The organism is Hyphomonas jannaschiana VP2, from assembly GCF_000685215.1.
Classification (GTDB): domain Bacteria; phylum Pseudomonadota; class Alphaproteobacteria; order Caulobacterales; family Hyphomonadaceae; genus Hyphomonas; species Hyphomonas jannaschiana.
On sequence record NZ_ARYJ01000012.1, the window covers coordinates 62,038 to 79,022 of the forward strand.

Annotated in this window: 16 protein-coding genes; 9 read left to right on the plus strand and 7 right to left on the minus strand. The window is 63.0% G+C overall.

What is annotated here, in order from left to right; translation table 11 throughout:
• The first annotated feature begins 33 nt into the window (after positions 1–33).
• Complete coding sequence (locus HJA_RS15185) at positions 34–417, plus strand: hypothetical protein (protein WP_035583778.1); 384 nt, start codon at positions 34–36, stop codon at positions 415–417.
• 7 nt (positions 418–424) lie between these two features.
• Here the strand turns inward: HJA_RS15185 and HJA_RS15190 are convergent, their stop codons facing one another.
• The gene (locus HJA_RS15190) at positions 425–847 is read right to left on the minus strand and encodes a hypothetical protein (protein ID WP_051597761.1); all 423 of its coding nucleotides are present in this window, start codon (positions 845–847) and stop codon (positions 425–427) included.
• 48 nt (positions 848–895) lie between these two features.
• The gene (locus HJA_RS15195) at positions 896–1,495 is read right to left on the minus strand and encodes a TetR/AcrR family transcriptional regulator (protein WP_051597762.1); all 600 of its coding nucleotides are present in this window, start codon (positions 1,493–1,495) and stop codon (positions 896–898) included.
• A gap of 57 nt (positions 1,496–1,552) precedes the next feature.
• Here HJA_RS15195 and HJA_RS15200 point away from each other — a divergent pair, with 57 nt between their 5' ends.
• Positions 1,553–2,992, plus strand: coding sequence for an 8'-apo-carotenoid 13,14-cleaving dioxygenase (locus tag HJA_RS15200; RefSeq protein ID WP_035583779.1), 1,440 nt, complete (start codon positions 1,553–1,555; stop codon positions 2,990–2,992).
• Positions 2,993–3,008: 16 nt separating this feature from the next.
• Here HJA_RS15200 and HJA_RS15205 read toward each other — a convergent pair whose 3' ends face one another.
• The gene (locus HJA_RS15205) at positions 3,009–3,683 is read right to left on the minus strand and encodes a DNA-3-methyladenine glycosylase I (RefSeq protein ID WP_035583780.1); all 675 of its coding nucleotides are present in this window, start codon (positions 3,681–3,683) and stop codon (positions 3,009–3,011) included.
• A 12-nt stretch (positions 3,684–3,695) separates the two neighbouring features.
• Positions 3,696–4,829: an iron-containing alcohol dehydrogenase gene (locus HJA_RS15210; protein WP_035583781.1), complete on the minus strand. Its 1,134-nt coding sequence runs from the start codon at positions 4,827–4,829 to the stop codon at positions 3,696–3,698.
• 329 nt (positions 4,830–5,158) lie between these two features.
• On the opposite strand from HJA_RS15210, the gene HJA_RS15215 reads away from it, so the two are divergent.
• Together HJA_RS15215 and HJA_RS15220 are read left to right on the plus strand one after the other, a co-directional pair.
• Positions 5,159–5,830, plus strand: coding sequence for an OmpW/AlkL family protein (locus HJA_RS15215; RefSeq protein ID WP_035583782.1), 672 nt, complete (start codon positions 5,159–5,161; stop codon positions 5,828–5,830).
• A gap of 134 nt (positions 5,831–5,964) precedes the next feature.
• On the plus strand, positions 5,965–7,800 hold the full coding sequence (locus HJA_RS15220; RefSeq protein ID WP_035583783.1) for an ABC transporter ATP-binding protein: 1,836 nt from the start codon (positions 5,965–5,967) through the stop codon (positions 7,798–7,800).
• 9 nt (positions 7,801–7,809) lie between these two features.
• Here HJA_RS15220 and HJA_RS15225 read toward each other — a convergent pair whose 3' ends face one another.
• Together HJA_RS15225 and HJA_RS15230 are read right to left on the minus strand one after the other, a co-directional pair.
• On the minus strand, positions 7,810–9,210 hold the full coding sequence (locus HJA_RS15225) for a hypothetical protein (RefSeq protein ID WP_035583784.1): 1,401 nt from the start codon (positions 9,208–9,210) through the stop codon (positions 7,810–7,812).
• Positions 9,211–9,296: 86 nt separating this feature from the next.
• The gene (locus tag HJA_RS15230; RefSeq protein WP_155840041.1) at positions 9,297–9,776 is read right to left on the minus strand and encodes a hypothetical protein; all 480 of its coding nucleotides are present in this window, start codon (positions 9,774–9,776) and stop codon (positions 9,297–9,299) included.
• A 133-nt stretch (positions 9,777–9,909) separates the two neighbouring features.
• On the opposite strand from HJA_RS15230, the gene motA reads away from it, so the two are divergent.
• The 4 genes from motA to HJA_RS15250 are packed head-to-tail and all read left to right on the plus strand — an operon-like array spanning position 9,910 to position 14,377.
• Positions 9,910–10,785, plus strand: coding sequence for a flagellar motor stator protein MotA (motA, locus tag HJA_RS15235; protein ID WP_035583786.1), 876 nt, complete (start codon positions 9,910–9,912; stop codon positions 10,783–10,785).
• Between the two features lie 38 nt (positions 10,786–10,823).
• Positions 10,824–11,834 carry an endonuclease/exonuclease/phosphatase family protein gene (locus HJA_RS15240; protein ID WP_035583787.1) on the plus strand — a complete coding sequence of 337 codons (1,011 nt, stop codon included), beginning with the start codon at positions 10,824–10,826 and terminating at the stop codon, positions 11,832–11,834.
• 48 nt (positions 11,835–11,882) lie between these two features.
• Positions 11,883–12,407: a hypothetical protein gene (locus tag HJA_RS15245; protein WP_035583788.1), complete on the plus strand. Its 525-nt coding sequence runs from the start codon at positions 11,883–11,885 to the stop codon at positions 12,405–12,407.
• A 35-nt stretch (positions 12,408–12,442) separates the two neighbouring features.
• Positions 12,443–14,377 (plus strand): cation:proton antiporter, encoded by a 1,935-nt coding sequence (locus HJA_RS15250; RefSeq protein WP_051597763.1) that lies wholly within the window; start codon positions 12,443–12,445, stop codon positions 14,375–14,377.
• A gap of 121 nt (positions 14,378–14,498) precedes the next feature.
• Here the strand turns inward: HJA_RS15250 and HJA_RS15255 are convergent, their stop codons facing one another.
• Complete coding sequence (locus HJA_RS15255; protein ID WP_035583789.1) at positions 14,499–15,227, minus strand: M48 family metallopeptidase; 729 nt, start codon at positions 15,225–15,227, stop codon at positions 14,499–14,501.
• A gap of 69 nt (positions 15,228–15,296) precedes the next feature.
• On the opposite strand from HJA_RS15255, the gene HJA_RS15260 reads away from it, so the two are divergent.
• Positions 15,297–16,940, plus strand: a complete 1,644-nt coding sequence (locus tag HJA_RS15260) for a hypothetical protein (protein WP_035583790.1) — start codon at positions 15,297–15,299, stop codon at positions 16,938–16,940.
• Positions 16,941–16,985: the final 45 nt, after the last annotated feature.

Consider the following 16,985-nt stretch of genomic DNA (forward strand, 5'->3'; position numbering starts at 1 on the left):
TTTTTAGGCCTCAACCGCCGGAGAGGCCGACCGATGTTCCTTAAATGCGAACCCAATCCGCATCAGGGCGGGCGTATGACCCGGGCCGTGCTGTTCAATCATGCCGGCGGGCAGCGCTTCGCGATCGATGCCGAAGCGCTGCACAAGAAGCCGGACCTGCTGAATGAATTCGGCGCCCATAACAGCCTGCGCTTCCGGACACTGGACGCGATTGCCTATGGCCTCTGCTTTGTCGGCGGTGTGGGCACGGTCATGGTGGCCTGGTGGATGTTCTTCGTCGGGCTTGCTGCCTGCGTGCTGATGCTGGCGGCGAACCGGAAATCGGCCGGTGAAGCGGCCCGCAATGCCGCCCGCCGGTCAACGGACAATTTCCGCCGCCTGCATGAGCTTGGCTGTCTCTGGCTGGTCTACGAATAGGGCCGGATCAGATCCCGACCATGCCGAGAATGGCGGCGATGATCGCCACCAGCATGAAAATCAGTGACAGGCTGACCGAAACGGCGCGCTGGCCCTTGCGGCTGGTGCGGGCGCCTTTGGGGGCCTTTCCGGTTTTTGGGGCCAGCATCCAGTGGTTCGAATAGAAGCCGAATGCGGCCAGCAGGGCAGTGACGCCGGCCGCCCAGTGCGTGGCGAGCAGGAAGCAGGCCCCCGCAGCCAGCATCATGCCGGCAATCGGCACTGAGGTTGCGTGCAGAAGCTCACGTACGTGCCGGTCGGCCCGGCTGCCATCCAGTTCCTCGAAGCTGCAGTTCGGCGCGGCAATCGCGGCCACCCAGGACGAGCCGATCGCCAGGGCGCTGAAGATGAGGCCGAAATTGGCCGCGAGGGCAGCAAGGTTCTGGAACATGCGCGGAATATGCGCCGGATTCGCCGTTCGGCCTAGAGCCGGATTCGATTAGAGAAAGCTTGCGACGATGACCTGGTCGACCAGGGCTTCGTCCGGGGGGACCTGTCCGTCCAGCATCAGCATGGCGAGGCCGTGTACCATCGACCAGGCCTGCAGGCGTTTGATTTTCCGGGCGGTCTTCGAGGCGTCTGGGGGCATGAGCGCATTCAGCGTATCCGACAGCATGCCGAACGGTTCGTCCGTCGCGCAGGGGTCTTTCTCCCGGTCGCCCTTTGGCCGGCTCTGGGTCATCATCAGCCGGAAGACCGACGGATTACGAAGCGCAAACTTCACATAAGCCCGGCCCATCGCCTTGAAGGCTCCCCGCTGGTCGTCTGCGCCGGACATGGCTTCCCGGAACGCTTCGGCCAGACGTTCGCCGCCGACACCGCAAAGTGCGTTCAACAGCGCGGCCTTGTCCGGAAAGTGCCGGTACACCGCCGTCGCCGACACGCCGACATTCCGGGCGATCTCGCGCAGGCTGACCGCGTCCGGCGGTTTCACGTCCAGCTGGGCCAGGCCTTCCTCGATCAAGGCTGAGCGCAGGTCGCCATGATGGTAGCGCCCGTCGCGCGGCTTGATGTTGACAGTGTTATCATCTGATGTCATGTTATCAGTGTAAACATGGTTTGTCGTTTCCCGCAACGTGACATGGAGTCACTGACTATGCCCAGCCCTGTAGAATCTGCCATTCGCGGCGTCGTCACCAAAGGTGTCGTCGCCATCGCCGGCTTCAATCGCGAACGCAAGAAGGCGAAAGGTCCCAACCCCTTCCTTGAAGGGTTGCACACGCCGGTCACGGAGGAAGTGACGGATACGGCGCTGAAAGTCACCGGTGAAATCCCGGCGGCCCTGAATGGGCTTTATTTGCGCAACGGTCCGAACCCGCTGGCCAAGGTGAATGCCGCGACGCATCACTGGTTCATCGGCGATGCGATGATCCATGGTATCCGCCTGCAGGACGGCAAGGCAGTCTGGTACCGCAATCGCTGGGTCCGCTCCAATGCTGTCAGCGATGCACTGGGCGAACCGCGTGCGCCGGGCCCGCGCCATCCGCGTACGGATGTCGCCAATACGAACATTGTCGGCCATGCCGGAAAGCTGTGGGCGATTGTGGAAGCGGGCGGCTACCCGGTCGAAATGGCGGACGATCTTGCCACGGTCGCACATTCCGATTTCGACGGAACGCTAGGCGAATCCTATTCCGCCCACCCGCACCTCGACCCTGAAACCGGCGAAATGCACGCCATCTGCTATGAGGTCCAGCATCCGGACACGATCTGGCACACAGTGGTGGACACGAGCGGCCATGTCCGCCGCAACGAACCCATTGCGGTGAAGAACGGTCCGATGATCCATGACTGCCAGATCACGCCCTCCTATGTGATCGTGATGGATCTGCCGGTAACCTTCTCCATGTCGGCCCTGATCGGCGGGGCCAGCTTCCCTTTCCGCTGGAACCCGAAACACAAGGCCCGCATCGGCCTGTTGCCGCGCGAGGGCAGGGGAGAGGACATCATTTGGTGCGACATCGACCCCTGTTACATTTTCCACCCGGCCAATGCCTATGAAACGGAAGACGGCACAGTGGTCATGGACGCATGCGTCTACGAAACCATGTTCGACTCGGACTTGAACGGCCCCGACTCGCAGACTGCGAAATTCGAATCCCTGACCATCGACCCGGCTGCCCGGAAGGTGACCCGCCGCGTGGTCGACCCGTCGCCGCAGGAATTCCCGCGCTATGACGAACGCCTGACGGGCAAGCCTTATCGCTATGCCTATACAATCGCTCTGCCGGCGCATCTGGAGGATGGCTTTGTCGGTGCGACGCGACTTTACAAGCATGATCTGGGTACAGGCGAACGGGCTGTGCACGATTTCGGCCCCGGCCGGGTGCCAGCGGAGTTCATCTTCGTTCCGGCGCATGATGGCGCGGCTGAGGATGAAGGCTGGCTGATCGGCTATGTCAGCAATGTAGAGTCAGACACATCTGATTTCGTGGTGCTCGACGCGGCAAATTTCACGGGTCCGCCGGTGGCCGAAGTCCACATTCCCTATCGTATCCCGCCAGGATTCCACGGCAATTTCGTTCCGCGTGGGTGAGGGGCGCCGGCCCGGATCAGCCAATGCTCATGGCGAGCAGGCGGCTGATCTGGGCGCGGGGCAAACCACTGTCGTCGTGATACGCGTTGATTGCGGTTTGAAGCGCGGTCAGGTCACGCTTTGACGTGGCCTGCGGCTTGTCGAGTACGCCTTCGCGCACAAGCGCCGCGCAGACATGGGGCGAGGCGATCCAGGCGTCCCAGCCCACAAAACGCAGGAAATAGGCGCCGGTTGCTCCGCCGAGGCGTGAGCCGCGCTTGTTCAGCGCGGCCATCAGGCCGAGTTGGTCATCGGCTGGCCAGTTGGCGAGGAAGTTTCCGAAGCCGCCTTCCTTTGTCTCCACGTCAGCGACGAATTTAGCGTTTTCCAATGTGGCCCGGATCTTCTGGCCATTGCGCACAATGCGTTCGTCCGACACCAGACGGTCCAGCATCTCCTCCCCGAAGAAGGCGAGCTTGCCGGGATCGAAGCCCTCGAAGGCGGCCTCGAACCCATCCCATTTCGCGTCTATGACTTTCCAGTTGAACCCGGCATTGAACACGCAGCGGGTCATGACCGAGAGCAAACGGTCGGCGGACACATTCGACAGGTCCGCCACCGCATGCGAATTCTCTGACATCTCCAGCGCGTTCGCCCGTCCACCATGATGGCCGGCGGCCATCTTCAGGATCGGAGCGAACTTTCGCGCCATGAGACGGGCTCCTTATCCAAGTGCGGTCTCGTAGACCTTCGCATAATCGTCTGCACTCATAGGCTTCGGATTTCCGAAGTGCGCAAGGTCTTTCAGCGCGTATTCCACAATGCCCTCGGCGTCTTCCATGCCAAGGCCCAGCTCTTTCAGCGTCGCCGGAATGCCAATGTCTTCATTCAGTTTCGCAATCGCATCGGCGAGGTCGGCGCCTTCCTTCAGCCCCATGACCTGGCGCAGCCGCGCATATTTTGCGTCCGCAGCCCCTTCATGGAAACGCAGGATGTGCGGCAGGAAGATCGCGTTCAGCGTGCCGTGGTGCAGCTTCTTGTCCTTCAGGCGCCCGGCCGCATGAGACAGCGCGTGCACGCCGCCAAGCCCCTTCACGAAGGCAAGCGCACCTTCATAGCTGGCCATCATCATGTGCCAGCGGGCATCCGGATCGGAGCCGTCCTGAACGGCTTTTTTCAGCCAGCCTTCGCCAAATGCGCGATAGGCGCCATCATAACCGATGCCCTCCGCAGGCGGATTGATGGCCGGTGCCAGAACGGCCTCGATACAATGGGTGAGGGCGTCCATGCCGGTTGCGGCGGTCAGGCCGGCGGGCAGGCCGAGCGTCAGGTCAGGGTCGCAGATGGCCGTGGCCGGAATCAGGTTCGGGGAGACGATGGTTTCCTTGCGCCCGTTTTCCAGGATCACCACGGTGCCCACGGAGACTTCAGAGCCCGTGCCGGCCGTCGTCGGAATGGCGATCAGCGGCGGGATTTTCTTGATCTTCTTCGCGCCGCCGGTGATGGCGGCATAGGTTTCCAGCGGATCGGGATGGCTGACCAGCAGGCCGATGGCTTTGGCATGGTCCATGGACGATCCGCCGCCGACCGCGATCAGGCCGTCCGCGCCGCTGGCCTTGTAGGCTTCGGCCGCCTGCTTGGCCTGGGATTCCAGCGGGTTCGGTACGGTGTCGGAGAACACGCCCGCCGGGGCCATGCCCAGCGCATCCTCCACCTTCGCCAGGATGCCGGCGGCCTTGATGCCCGGGTCGGTGACGATGAAGGGGCGGGTGATGCCCAGATTCTTCGCGACATTCGGCAGCTGCTTCAGCGCGCCGGAATCAAAAATACAAGTCGTCAGGAAGTTCATAACGGGCATGGGTGCAGCTCCTCAAATACAGCGCTGGCACTTTTGCGGGGGCAGGGGAGCAGAAGCAAGCCCTCCGCCACGTTATGCGGCGTTCCGCCCTCTGGCCGCCCTCAGGCGGCAGGTTGGCGGCCAACAGGATTTGCCTGTGTTAACGCATCCCATCTCAGGTTGCATTCTGTGAAATTGCGCCTTGTCCGGACAGCTCACAATTCGGGGAAATACCTAATTGCGCGGCCGTGTCGCGCGGCACCTCGGCGCGCGTCAAACTGGCCAATTATATCCGGAAAAACAGGGGTCTATCTCCCGCTCATTGGTATTCTTTTCATGGAGGGAAAGACATGAAACGCCTCTTCTGTGCCGCGCTCCTGGCGAGCGCAACCTGGACAACCGTTGCGGGGGTTGCCGCTGCTGATGACAATCCGTGGATGGTCCGCGGCCGGGTCATTGGTGTGCTTCCGAGCGAGTCGGCTGACCTGTCGGTTGCCGGTGCCCGTCTCGGCGGCGACGTCGACATCAGTGACGAATATGTCCCTGAACTCGACATCACCTACTTCTTCAACAAGAACATCGCTGCCGAGCTGATCCTGGCCACCGCGCAGCATGATGTGACTGCCACGAACGTGGCGGCTGTTGGCGGCGCTGACGTGAAAATCGGCGATGTGTGGGTTCTGCCCCCGACGGTGACGCTGCAGTACCACTTTACCGACATGGGCAAGTTCAAGCCGTATGTTGGTGCTGGTATCAACGCCACGCTCTTCTACAATGAAGACGAAGGCTCGACCGCCGACAACATTGATTATGATCCGAGCTTCGGCCCGGCCCTTCAGGTCGGCTTCGACTATGACCTTGATGGCGAGCCTGGCGGCTGGGCCTTCAACGCCGACGTCAAGAAGATCTGGATCAACAGCGACGTGACCGTCGACTTCACCACCGCCCTCGGCGCCAAGGTGAAGGCTGACGTGGACATCAACCCGACTGTTGTCGGTCTGGGCTTCGGCTACAAGTTCTAGTCTCTCCCTGAGCTTCCGTTTATATCCCTTTTCTTGCGGAAGACTTGGTAACTGGCCGCGTCCCTCCCCGGACGCGGCCATTTTTATGCGCCTGATTGTTGCGCGCGCGCGCCCGGCCGCTACAGATGAGGGCCATGAGCATTCTCTCCGTGAAAGACCTGCGGGTCACGTTCGACACACCCGATGGCGCCGTAAACGCCGTCAAGGGCATCAATTTCGATCTGGCCGCCGGCGAATGCCTTGGCATTGTCGGGGAAAGCGGCTCCGGCAAGAGCCAGTCCGCCCTGGCCACAATGGGCCTGCTGGCCGGGAATGGCAAAGCCACCGGCGAGATCCTGTTCGACGGCACCGACATGCTGACCGCGCCGGTCCAGACACTGCGCCAGATCCGCGGCGCGCGCGTCTCCATGATCTTCCAGGACCCGTTGACCAGCCTGACGCCGCACATGACCGTCGGCGCCCAGATGCGCGAAGTTCTGGCCCTTCATACGGGCGAGAAGGGCGAGGCCGCCGACAAGCACTGTGTTGAATGGCTGGAGAATGTGCGCATCCCCGAGGCTGTGCGTCGCATGAACCAGTTTCCGCACGAACTCTCCGGCGGCATGCGCCAGCGCGTCATGATCGCCATCGCCATGCTGTGCAATCCGGAAATCCTGATCGCAGACGAGCCGACCACGGCGCTGGACGTGACGGTGCAGGCGCAGGTGCTGGAGCTGATGGATGAGCTGAAGCGCGAGACCGGCACCGGCATCGCCCTGATCACGCACAATATGGGCGTCGTCGCCCGCATGTGCGACCGCGTCATCGTCATGCGCCATGGCGAGATCGTGGAAGAGGGCAACACGGACGAGATCTTCTACGCCCCGAAAGCGGACTATACGAAGATGCTGCTGAATGCCGTGCCGCGCATCGACGAGGCAGACCGCCCCGGCCGTCCGGCCCTGATACCGCCGCCAGAAGAGAGCGTCGAGCCGCTGCTCCGGGTCGAGGACATGAAGGTCCATTTCCCGATCCAGGTGAAGGGCGGCCTGTTCGGCAAGCGCAAGCCCCTGAAGGCGGTTGATGGCGTGTCCTTTGACCTGAAGCCCGGCGAGACGCTGGGCGTCGTGGGCGAGTCCGGCTGCGGCAAGTCCACCCTCGCGCGCGGCGTTCTCAAACTCATTCCGCCGACGGATGGAACCGTCGCCTGGCTTGGCCGCGACATCACGAAGGCAGGGCAGGGGGAGATGAACAGCCTGCGCGACGACCTGCAGATCGTCTTCCAGGATCCGCTCGCCAGCCTCGATCCGCGCATGACCATCGGCGCCTCCATCGCCGAGCCCCTGCAGGTGCACCAGCCGCAGCTCTCAAAAGCGGAGCGCGAGGCGCAGGTGCGTGAGATCCTGCCGCGGGTCGGTCTTGATCCGAACCTGATCAACCGCTACCCGCACGAGCTTTCCGGCGGCCAGAACCAGCGCGTCGGCATTGCCCGCGCGATGATCCTGAAGCCGAAACTGGTCATCTGTGATGAGGCGGTCTCCGCGCTTGATGTCTCGGTGCAGGCACAGGTCGTAGACCTTCTGATCGAGCTCCAGAAAGAGTTCGGCCTCGCCATGATCTTCATCAGCCACGACCTTGCCGTCGTGCGCCAGATCAGCCACCGCGTCATGGTGCTCTATCTCGGCCGTGTGGTGGAGCTGGCCGGGCGCAATGCGATCTACACCGATGCGCGCCACCCCTACACCAAGGCCCTCATTGCCGCCGTGCCGAATGCAGACCCGAAAAGCGAGAAGTCACGTGAGCGGCTCAAACTTTCCGGCGACCTGCCAAGCCCGCTCGACAGCCGCGCAGCGCTCCGCTTCATGAAATCCAAACTGGTCGATGATGCGGATGCGGAGCAATACCGCCCGCAACTCGTCGAAGTGTCTCCCGGCCACCTCGTGGCAGAACATGATGCGATGCTCGGCACCGAAGGCCTGGTCGCGGGCTGAGTTGTCCGGTCAATCCGTCCGGCGCATCGTGGCATAGCCGGTGACGGCGGCCACGAAATAGCTGGCCAGCAGCAGGGACAGGATCTTCTGGACGTCAAACAGGAGGTGATCGAGACTCGTCACCTCGTGGCAGGAAAGCCCGCTCGCCTGTCCGCAAAGGTCGCGATCCGGCAGGTCGGCGAACTCGACCAATGGAATGGAATTTTCCAGCGAGATCCGGGCCGAGTCGATGGCAATTGTGGAGGTCAGAGGTCTGAAATCGTATCCGAACGAAGCGACATAGGCATGGAACATGCCCGCCAGGAAGACGATCAGGAACAGGGACAGGGCCTTCCACGGGGCGTGCCCGAAACCGATGAAGACACCCGAAATGAACTGGCCCAGCCGGGCGAGCGGTGAGATGTGTGCCTTGGCGGTCTGGCGCCAGCCGAGGCCGATGCGGATTTTCCGCGCCGTCTCGGTCTGGCCGGCCTTCTCAAGCGCGTGGGCCAATTCGACATAGGGTTTGGGATCGAAGACAGACGATGCCGCTTCCGACCGGCGGATCCATTTCAATAGCTCTTTCGGCGACTCATGCGCCAGTGAGACATTGTCCTTCAGGCTGGCAGCCGCGAAATCCTCGAAACTGAACCCGGCAAGGTCGACCGGCACATAATCGGCCCCGCGCCGGAAATCGCTCAATCGGGCGCCGAAGGACCGTGCCCTGACATTGCGGAGCGACAGGCTGGCATCGGCGGCCCACTGGATCGGGTCTTTCCCGGCCTGACCGAATTGCAGTTCGCCATCTATGACCGCGCCGGTCAGATCAAGCTCGCCGGAAATGCGGGCGCCCCGGAACTGACAGTGGGAGCCGATCTGCGCATTGACGAGGTTCGCGCCCGGCAGGACCGTTCCTTCACGGATGAAGACACTCTTGGCGACGCGAAGTTGATAGGCCCTGAGCGGCTTGTCCAGCCGGGCATCGGTGAGTTCCAGGTTGCCGCCGAGGTCTGCTGCCTGCAGGACGAGTTCGTGAAAGTGGGCGCCATTTGCGAGGATGCCCTGTTCGATCTTCGCGCCATTCATCTTCACGGTTCCGGCGAAATCGCTGCCGTCGAGGATCAGCTGGCGTACACGCAGGTGCCGGAGGTCCAGCTCCCCCAGGAAGTGGCAGTCGCAGAATTCGAAATGCCGGTCGGCCGTATGGGCCCTCAGGTCACAGGCATCCGGGAAGGTGACATTCGCAATGTGAAGGATGGGATGGGCAATATCCTGTGTTGTGAACAGCCAGAGCAGGAAGGCGCCGCTGAGATTCGCCTGTTCCTCATCGCCGGCCGTGCCCGGTGTATGGACGTACCGCCCCGTCTGTTTCAGCGCGGACGCGACCTTTTCTTCAAAGGCGCTCCAGGGCTTTCCCGGTTGTTCCTGCATGCCTGTCCACCCTCCCTTGTCTCCGGCCCGGCCGGGGGAAGGGGAGTTTAGGCGGGATTCGCGGTAACTCCACCCGGACGGCAGGTTCAGTCCGCCGTATCATCCGACACCGGATAGCATGGCCCCTCATAGACGGGCAGGCGCATGTCCATGACGGAGCGGTTGGCGTAGGCGATACAGGCCTGGCCGAAACTGCGGGTCACGTCCGTCGCCTTGTCTTCGGCCCAGGAATGGGCGCAGGCGGCCTGGTCGGCGGCGGCGCTGTCGGCAGAAACGCCCGGCTGCTGCTGCGCCGTGATGAAGTCCGACACGCAGCGGCCATAGACCTTCACGCCCAGAAGGAACCCGTCGCGCAGGGACCGGGCATCTTCCATCTCACCGGCAGACTGGAATTCCACACCTGAAAAGTCCGGCACGGCCAGCGTGCCGCAGGTTTTCGCGACCAGGCCGCGGCCCGCTTCGCTGATCTCCGGCGCGCAGGTGCGATAGTCGCCTGCGGCCTGCACCGGCTCTGCCATGGCGGGCAGGGCAGTCAGCAAGCTGGCAATCAGGATCGCTCGGCGCATCGGGTCACTCCACTCAATCCCTGTTTTATAAACATATTCGTGCACCGGGGCACGACCTCTTGCTCATTCGGATGCAACCTTGGCTTAAGACCCCCGTGCGAAAGTGGCGTATTCTTCGTGAAGGAATGCGTCCTTGCCACAGCTGATTGGCCTCATCCTTGTTGTTGCGCTCGTCTTTGGCGGCCTGGTTTTCACAGGCGGCCATATGGCGATGGAAGCGCTGCCGTTTGAGCTGGCCCTGATCGGCGGGGCCGCCATCGGCACGCTGGTCATCGGTAATTCGCCCGCCGTCGCGAAAGAGGCTGGGGCAGGGGTGCTGAAAGCCTTCTCTGGCGCGAAGTGGCGGCAGGAGGACTATCAGTCACTTCTGGTCCTGCTCGGCACGCTGATGCGCAAGGCCCGCCGGGGCGGCTTTGTTTCCATCGAGGCAGACATCGAAAGCCCCATGGAATCCGAAACCTTCGCCGCCGCGCCCACCATCCGTGATGACGAGGCGGCCCGCTCCCTGATCTGTGACGCCTTCCGCCTGATGGCGCTGGACCTGTCGGACCCGGCCCGCGCCGAGGCGCACATGGACCAGTCGATCCACCAGAACCTTGGCCGCCGCATGAAAGCCGTCGCCGCGCTGCACACCGTGGCGGATGCGTTGCCCGCGCTCGGCATCGTCGCGGCCGTGCTGGGCATCATCCGCACCATGGGCTCGATCGACCAGTCGCCCGCCGTGCTGGGCGCGATGATCGGCTCGGCGCTGCTCGGCACGTTCCTGGGTGTTTTCCTCGCCTATGGCGTCGTCGGGCCGCTGGCAGCGCGTTTCGGACAGGTCGTGGAAGACGAAGCCATCATGCTGGAAACCGCCCGCACCACGCTAGCCGCCTTCGGCAGCGGCATCCAGCCCGGCATCTGCGTCGAACTCGGCCGCGCCGCCATCCCGGCAGACCTGCGCCCGGAGGCTGGGGCCGTGGAGCGTGCGTCTACGGCTGTGCGCTTTGCAGGCCGCCGTGCGGCATAGATTGACCCACCCGGCGACGCACCTGAACACTCCCCGCAATGCCTGAACTTCGCCTCGCCACGTTCAATTGCGAAAACCTGATGATGCGCTGCGACTTTGCCCATGCGGGCATCAAGCGGGCGCGTGAGCGGCTGACGGAAGTCGACGATGCCACGGTCGCCGCGCAGGTGGATTCCGTTTTCAACGTGCTCTCCGAGGATGACCGGACGCTGACCGCCGAGGCGCTTGGTGCCACGCAGGCCGAAGTCTGCGCCCTGCAGGAGGTGGAGAACCTCGTCACCCTGACGGCCTTCGACACGCGCTACCTGTCGCGCTGGTCCGCCGGCGTGTTCGACGAGCGCGTCCTGCTGGAGGGAAATGACACCCGCGGCATCGATGTCGGCCTCCTGTCGCGCCTGCCGGTGATCCATTATCGCAGTCATGCGCGGGAGACCTATGGCCGCCTGGGGCTGAAGCCGCCAAATGGACTGAGCGTCAACGACTATGCCTTCCGGCGGGACTGCCTTGAGGCGGACATCCTGAAGGACGGGCGCGTGCTGACGCTTTTCATCTGTCATTTCAAGTCGATGTTCGGCGGGCGCCGCAAGACCCGTGCGATCCGCCAGGCCGAGGCGCAGGCCGTGCGGCTGTTGATCCAGCGTCGCTTCCCAGACCCGGCCGCTGCCGAATGGGTGATCCTCGGCGATTTCAACGACTATTTCGAACGGGACGGGCAGGCCCTGCACGATCATGGCCTGGGACCGCTGATCGATGACGGATTCGCCGTCGATCTCGCCACGCACGCCATCGCTGACCCCTATGACCGGTGGACCCATCACTACAGCGGCGACGACACCTATGGCGCACTGGACCATATCTTCCTCTCTCCGGCTCTTGCGCTGCGCAATCCGAGACCACACGTACGCATCGTTCGCGGTGGAACCCCGTTCCGCGCGCGGCGTTATGAGGGGGCGCGTTTTCCTGGCGTAGGCTGGAGCGAGCCGAAGGCTTCGGACCATTGTCCGCTGGCCGCGACACTGCAATTTGAAGGAAAACCGCTGGCGCCCTAATATCCGTTCCAGCACCCCATTCTTCCGCATATCTGGAGACCCGCAGCCATGTCCCGTTTAGACAAGCTGGTCGAGACAGTTGAGACCTATCAGGCGCTGGCCGCCGAGAATTACGACCGGATCCGCGGGCTCGCCGAACAGATCCGTGGTGGCCTGTGCGATTATATCGGCATGGGCGAGATGACCTGCGTCTACCTGGTGCCGCCGAAGGGCCAGTTCGAGCCGAAAGCCTATGGCGATGCCGCCTTTTCCATGGCGCCGCGCGGCTTCCGTCCGCTCTCGCCGGTCGCTTTCGGCCTGGCTGTGCGCCTCTCGCGCGGCAATGACTGGCTGCGCGTCACCATGCAGTGCCGGAAAGTGGGGGAGACCTTCTTCGTCAGCATCGAGGACGGTGCGGAATACGAATTCAAGCTGCCGCTCAGCTTCGAGACCCAGCTGCCCTTCTATGATCACATCTATTCCCACATTCTGAACTGGTTTACCGACCAGATCGAACGCTACAAGAATGGCGAATACGGTAGCCGTGTGATCGGCTTTGACTTCGCAGATGACACGAGCCAGCAGGACGTTTAGGTTTCCGCTGGGGCATCACCTGAAATGGGGCATACATGAACGGCTTTGAATTTGCCCTGGCGAGTGCGGGGTCAAGCGAGCTTATCTTTGCCTGCGCCCTGATCGGGGCGCTTGGCATCGGCGCGCAATGGCTCGCCTGGCGTCTGCAGGCGCCGGCCATCGTGCTGATGGCGCTGGCAGGCCTTGCCGTCGGTCCGCTCTGGGCCGTCATTTTTGGTCATCCGCTGCTGGACCCGCAGCGCGTGTTCAATGGCGGCGGCAAGGAATTGCTGCGCCCGATCGTTTCTCTGGCGGTGGCCGTGATCCTGTTCGAGGGCGGGCTTGTCCTGAAATTTGAATCCCTGCGCGAAGCCGGCGCTGCCGTGCGCCGGATGGTTTTCCTCGGCGGGCCGCTGGCCTGGCTGCTGGGCACGTTCGCGGCGCGCTACGCCGCCGGGCTCGACTGGGGCAGCGCCGTTGTATTTGCAGGCGTGATGGTGGTTACCGGGCCGACCGTGATCATGCCCCTGCTGCGCCAGTCAAAGCTGGGCGGCCGGGCAGGGGCCTTCCTCAAATGGGAGGGGATCGTCAACGATCCGATCGGCGCCCTGTTTGCGGTTGCCGGGTTTGAAATCATCCGCGTGGCCGCCACAGGCGAGTCCATTCTCGGCAAGGGCACGATGATCGTTTTTGCCGCAGCGCTGGGCGTCGCCCTCGGCATCGCCTTCGGCCTCGGCATGGTGCGCGCCTTCCGCCAGGGCTGGACGCCGGAATATCTGAAAGCGCCGATCATCTTCGCCTCCATCATCCTCTGCTACGCCATGGCCGAGATGATCGAGAAGGAAATCGGCCTCGTCGCCGTCACCGCTTACGGCATGACGCTGGCCAATTCCCGCCTTGCGGGCCTGAACGAGCTGCGCAAGTTCAAGGAAGACATCGCCGTGCTGCTCGTGTCCGGCGTGTTTGTGATCCTCACCGCAAACCTGACGCCGGATGTGATCGGCCGGGCGCTCACATGGAACACGCTGCTGTTCCTGGTGGTGATGCTGTTCGTGGTGCGGCCGCTCTCGGTCTGGATCTCCACCTTTGGCACGCTGAAGCGGAACGAGGCCCTGCTGCTTGGCTGGATCGCGCCGCGCGGTGTGGTCGCCGTGGCCGTCTCCAGCCTGTTCGCGACCCTGCTCTACGATCTGGGGCGCCAGGGCGACTCGAAATTCTACTTCTCCGGCGCCGAGCAGATCACGCCGCTGGCCTTTGCCATGGTTTTCACCACGGTCGTGCTGCACGGCTTTACCATCGGCCCGCTGGCCCGGCGGCTGGGCCTCGCCCGCAAGGAGCGGCCCGGCGTGCTGCTGGTCGGCGTCAATCCGTGGAGTATCGACTTTGCCCGCACGCTGAAGGACATCGGCATCGAGCCGATCCTGGCTGACAATACCTGGCGACGCCTGCGCCCCGCGCGCGAAGCCGGTCTCAGCACTTTCTTCGGCGAGGTCCTCTCGGAAGACGCTGAAGTGCGCCTCGACCATTCAGCCTTCGACCAGGTGCTCGGCCTCTCGGCCAACGAGCCTTACAATGCGCTGGTCTCCAGCCATTTCGCGCCGGAACTTGGCCGCCACAAAGTCTTCCAGCTCTCCGCGCAGGAAACGGAAGAGGACGATCACCGCACGCTTGGCCTGTCGACCCGCGGGCGCACGCTGATCCGCCGCGGCCGCTCCTATGACAGCCTGATCCGCGACCATTATCGCGGCTGGGAATTCTCCAAGACGCGCCTGACCGATACGTATGACATCGAGCATTTCAAACGCGACCGGCCGAAAGCCGACATCGTTGCCGAACTCCGCCCGGACGGCGCGCTGAACTTCCTTGGGCCCCACCGTGAGGTGAAGGGCGGCGAGGGTGTGGTCCTGATCAGCTTCGGCCCGCGGCGCGAGGCGGAGACGCCGGCCGTGGAGGCCGCTGAAGCTGCGGCTGAGCCCGCCAGCGGCGTCTGATAGCTGAGTTCACATTCAATCTGAGTGCTGAATCCGGATTCAGGTCTCTGACTTTGTGCCTGGCGGCGTGACGGCCATCCCGAACGGGGTGGTCCGGCGCATGGGATTGTTTTTGTGCGGATTATTCCCCGGCGGCCTGCAGGCCTGCCCCATGAGTGCGCAGCCAGGAACGGTGATGCTTCCAGTCAGGGCAGCATTTTGACACCTGCGCCCAGAATTTTGGCGAGTGATTCATTTCCAGGATGTGGGCGCACTCATGCGCCGCGACATAGTCCAGCACTTCGGGCGGCGCCATGATGAGGCGCCAGGAAAAGGACAATTGCGCATCATGGGTGCACGAGCCCCAGCGTGAGCGCGTATCCTTGACCGACAAGCTCTTGTGGGTGACGCCGAGTGTCGTGCAGTGGCGCTTCACCGCGCGGGTCAGATCGGCCCTCGCCTGCTTCTTCAGGAAGCGCATCACGCGCAGGTCCATGGTTTCCGGATCTCCCGGAACGCTCAGTAATCTCGGGGAATTTTCGTCTTCCGGCCAGATTTTCGGGATCCGTCCCTCGCCTTCGGAGGTGAGTTGCAGCGGGGCGCCGCGATACTGGATCATGGCGCCTTCCTCGAAGCGGACAGGCTCCGGCAGGTGCTGCAGGCGCATCGAAATCCAGTCGGCGCGTTCTGCTGCAAAATCGACAGCATCCTTGATCTGGCGGCGTGACGGAGCCACCGCGACGGCTTCCCGGCGGCGTTCATCCAGGCGCAGAATCAGGCGCCGGGCCTTGGCATTCACCTCAAACCGGACACGAACGCGCTGCCCGTTTGGGGCGCGGAATGTCATTGTCTGGCCATTGTTGTAGGTCATTGCTAAGACTTCCGCTCTAACGCCGGTTGTGCGTGCATTCACATACCCATTTATTCAGAGGGCCAACATATGAAATATTTGCTGACGGGCGTTGCTGCCATCACCATGCTTACGGCTTGCGGGCAGAAAGACAAGCCGGAAGACGTTGCCGATTCCTCCGGCATTGTCTTCTCGGAATCCAAGATCCCGTCCATCTCGGTCCAAAAAGGGGATGCAGGCACGGCTGCGGCCGCGCTGGCCGCCATGTCCCTGGAAACTTCCGGCTCGGGCAATGTCAGCTGGGACGGGCGTGACCTGAAGGGCGCCACGGCTGTCTTCACCGATGTGACCCTGGTCTCCGCCGGTGACGATGAGGACGACGGCGAAGGCATGAGCTTCGACGCCGATGAAGACTCCTTCGACCTCGACGGCGCCGATCTCAAGGCCGCGAAAATGGAATTCGAAGGCCTCGCCATGAAGGATGGCCAGGCCACCTTCTCGCGCCTCCTGATGAGCGATGTGAGCTTTGTGCCGACGGATCCGGAAGAGGCCGAGACCGGCTCCGGCAAGATCGGCTCGATCGAACTGGTCAACCCGTCGCCGGAAACGGCGGCCTGGGTGGCCAGCCTGTTCTCCGAGGATGAAGTGGCCGACCTGCCGGAAGGCGACGCCCTGGCATTCGACAAATGGGCCATCAATGATGTCGACTTCCGCATCGACAATCCGAACGGCGAGCAGGGCACGTTCACGGTCGGCCATATCGAGGTCACCGGCCTGAAGGAACAGACCGCTGCGCTGATGAAGCTCGACGGCATGACCTTCGACATGTTCGACCCGTCGGAAGACGCCAAAATGAAGTTCAATCTCGCCTCGATCGAACTGCGCGGGGCGGATCTCGGCCTGCTGACCGATGCGTCGGAAGACGCGGCGGATCCGGAAGAGGTCTCCCAGATGATGAACCTCGCGTCTCAGGACCCGGCCAATCCGGGGTATGAGTCGCTGGCCATCAACGGCTTCAACATGGACCTGGCCGGTGTGAAGATCGACATGCCGAAACTGGTTTCTGCTGTGGGCCACGACAAGAAAGACTCGGTCGTCGCCGTGAAGACGGAGCCGTTCAAGGTTTCTCTCACCACGGATGAAGGCAAATATGGCGAACAGCTCGCCGGACAGCTCGCCATGCTCGGCTATGAGTCGCTGGAACTGACCGGGGCTGGCTACCAGACCTATGAGCCGGAAACCGACATCACCACCTATGCCAAGGGCCAGAACTACTGGGCGCTGAAAGATGGCTTCCGCATCGATTTCGGCGCCAAGTTTGCCGGTGCGAAGGCGATTGCCCAGGCCGAGCAGTCGGACGATCCGGCCGCCGTGCTGGGCGATACGCTCGAAAACATGGTGCTGCACAATATGGAACTGTCGCTGGACGATGACGGTTTCCTCAACCGCGCCTTCAACGCCTATGCGGCCCAGTCCGGCCAGGACCCGCAGGAACTGCGCAATCAGGTGACCGGCATGCTGGCCATGGCGCCGATGATGGCGGCCGGCAGCGGCATCGATCCGGAACTGCTGACCGAGGCGTCCACCGCGCTCTCCAGCTTCGTGTCCGATCCGAAGACGCTGACCATCAAGCTCGCCCCGGCTGAGCCGCTGGTCATGCAGACGGTTGCGGAAATGGAAGACCCGTCGGCCCTGACCAAGGAAGCGCTCGGCTTCTCTGCTTCGAACGAATAGGCAGGCATTCCCCATCAAAGGCGCGCGCATCCATCTGGGTGCGCG

Excerpts from the sequence above, each read along its gene's own strand:
- HJA_RS15255 (WP_035583789.1), bottom strand. The coding sequence starts at position 15,227 with ATGACCTACAACAATGGCCAGACAATGACATTCCGCGCCCCAAACGGG.
- HJA_RS15260 (WP_035583790.1), top strand. The coding sequence starts at position 15,297 with ATGAAATATTTGCTGACGGGCGTTGCTGCCATCACCATGCTTACGGCT.
- HJA_RS15225 (WP_035583784.1), bottom strand. The coding sequence starts at position 9,210 with ATGCAGGAACAACCGGGAAAGCCCTGGAGCGCCTTTGAAGAAAAGGTC.
- HJA_RS15245 (WP_035583788.1), top strand. The coding sequence starts at position 11,883 with ATGTCCCGTTTAGACAAGCTGGTCGAGACAGTTGAGACCTATCAGGCG.
- HJA_RS15190 (WP_051597761.1), bottom strand. The coding sequence starts at position 847 with ATGTTCCAGAACCTTGCTGCCCTCGCGGCCAATTTCGGCCTCATCTTC.
- HJA_RS15215 (WP_035583782.1), top strand. The coding sequence starts at position 5,159 with ATGAAACGCCTCTTCTGTGCCGCGCTCCTGGCGAGCGCAACCTGGACA.
- HJA_RS15230 (WP_155840041.1), bottom strand. The coding sequence starts at position 9,776 with ATGCGCCGAGCGATCCTGATTGCCAGCTTGCTGACTGCCCTGCCCGCC.
- HJA_RS15200 (WP_035583779.1), top strand. The coding sequence starts at position 1,553 with ATGCCCAGCCCTGTAGAATCTGCCATTCGCGGCGTCGTCACCAAAGGT.
- HJA_RS15205 (WP_035583780.1), bottom strand. The coding sequence starts at position 3,683 with ATGGCGCGAAAGTTCGCTCCGATCCTGAAGATGGCCGCCGGCCATCAT.
- HJA_RS15210 (WP_035583781.1), bottom strand. The coding sequence starts at position 4,829 with ATGCCCGTTATGAACTTCCTGACGACTTGTATTTTTGATTCCGGCGCG.
- HJA_RS15195 (WP_051597762.1), bottom strand. The coding sequence starts at position 1,495 with ATGACATCAGATGATAACACTGTCAACATCAAGCCGCGCGACGGGCGC.
- HJA_RS15240 (WP_035583787.1), top strand. The coding sequence starts at position 10,824 with ATGCCTGAACTTCGCCTCGCCACGTTCAATTGCGAAAACCTGATGATG.
- HJA_RS15220 (WP_035583783.1), top strand. The coding sequence starts at position 5,965 with ATGAGCATTCTCTCCGTGAAAGACCTGCGGGTCACGTTCGACACACCC.
- HJA_RS15250 (WP_051597763.1), top strand. The coding sequence starts at position 12,443 with ATGAACGGCTTTGAATTTGCCCTGGCGAGTGCGGGGTCAAGCGAGCTT.
- HJA_RS15185 (WP_035583778.1), top strand. The coding sequence starts at position 34 with ATGTTCCTTAAATGCGAACCCAATCCGCATCAGGGCGGGCGTATGACC.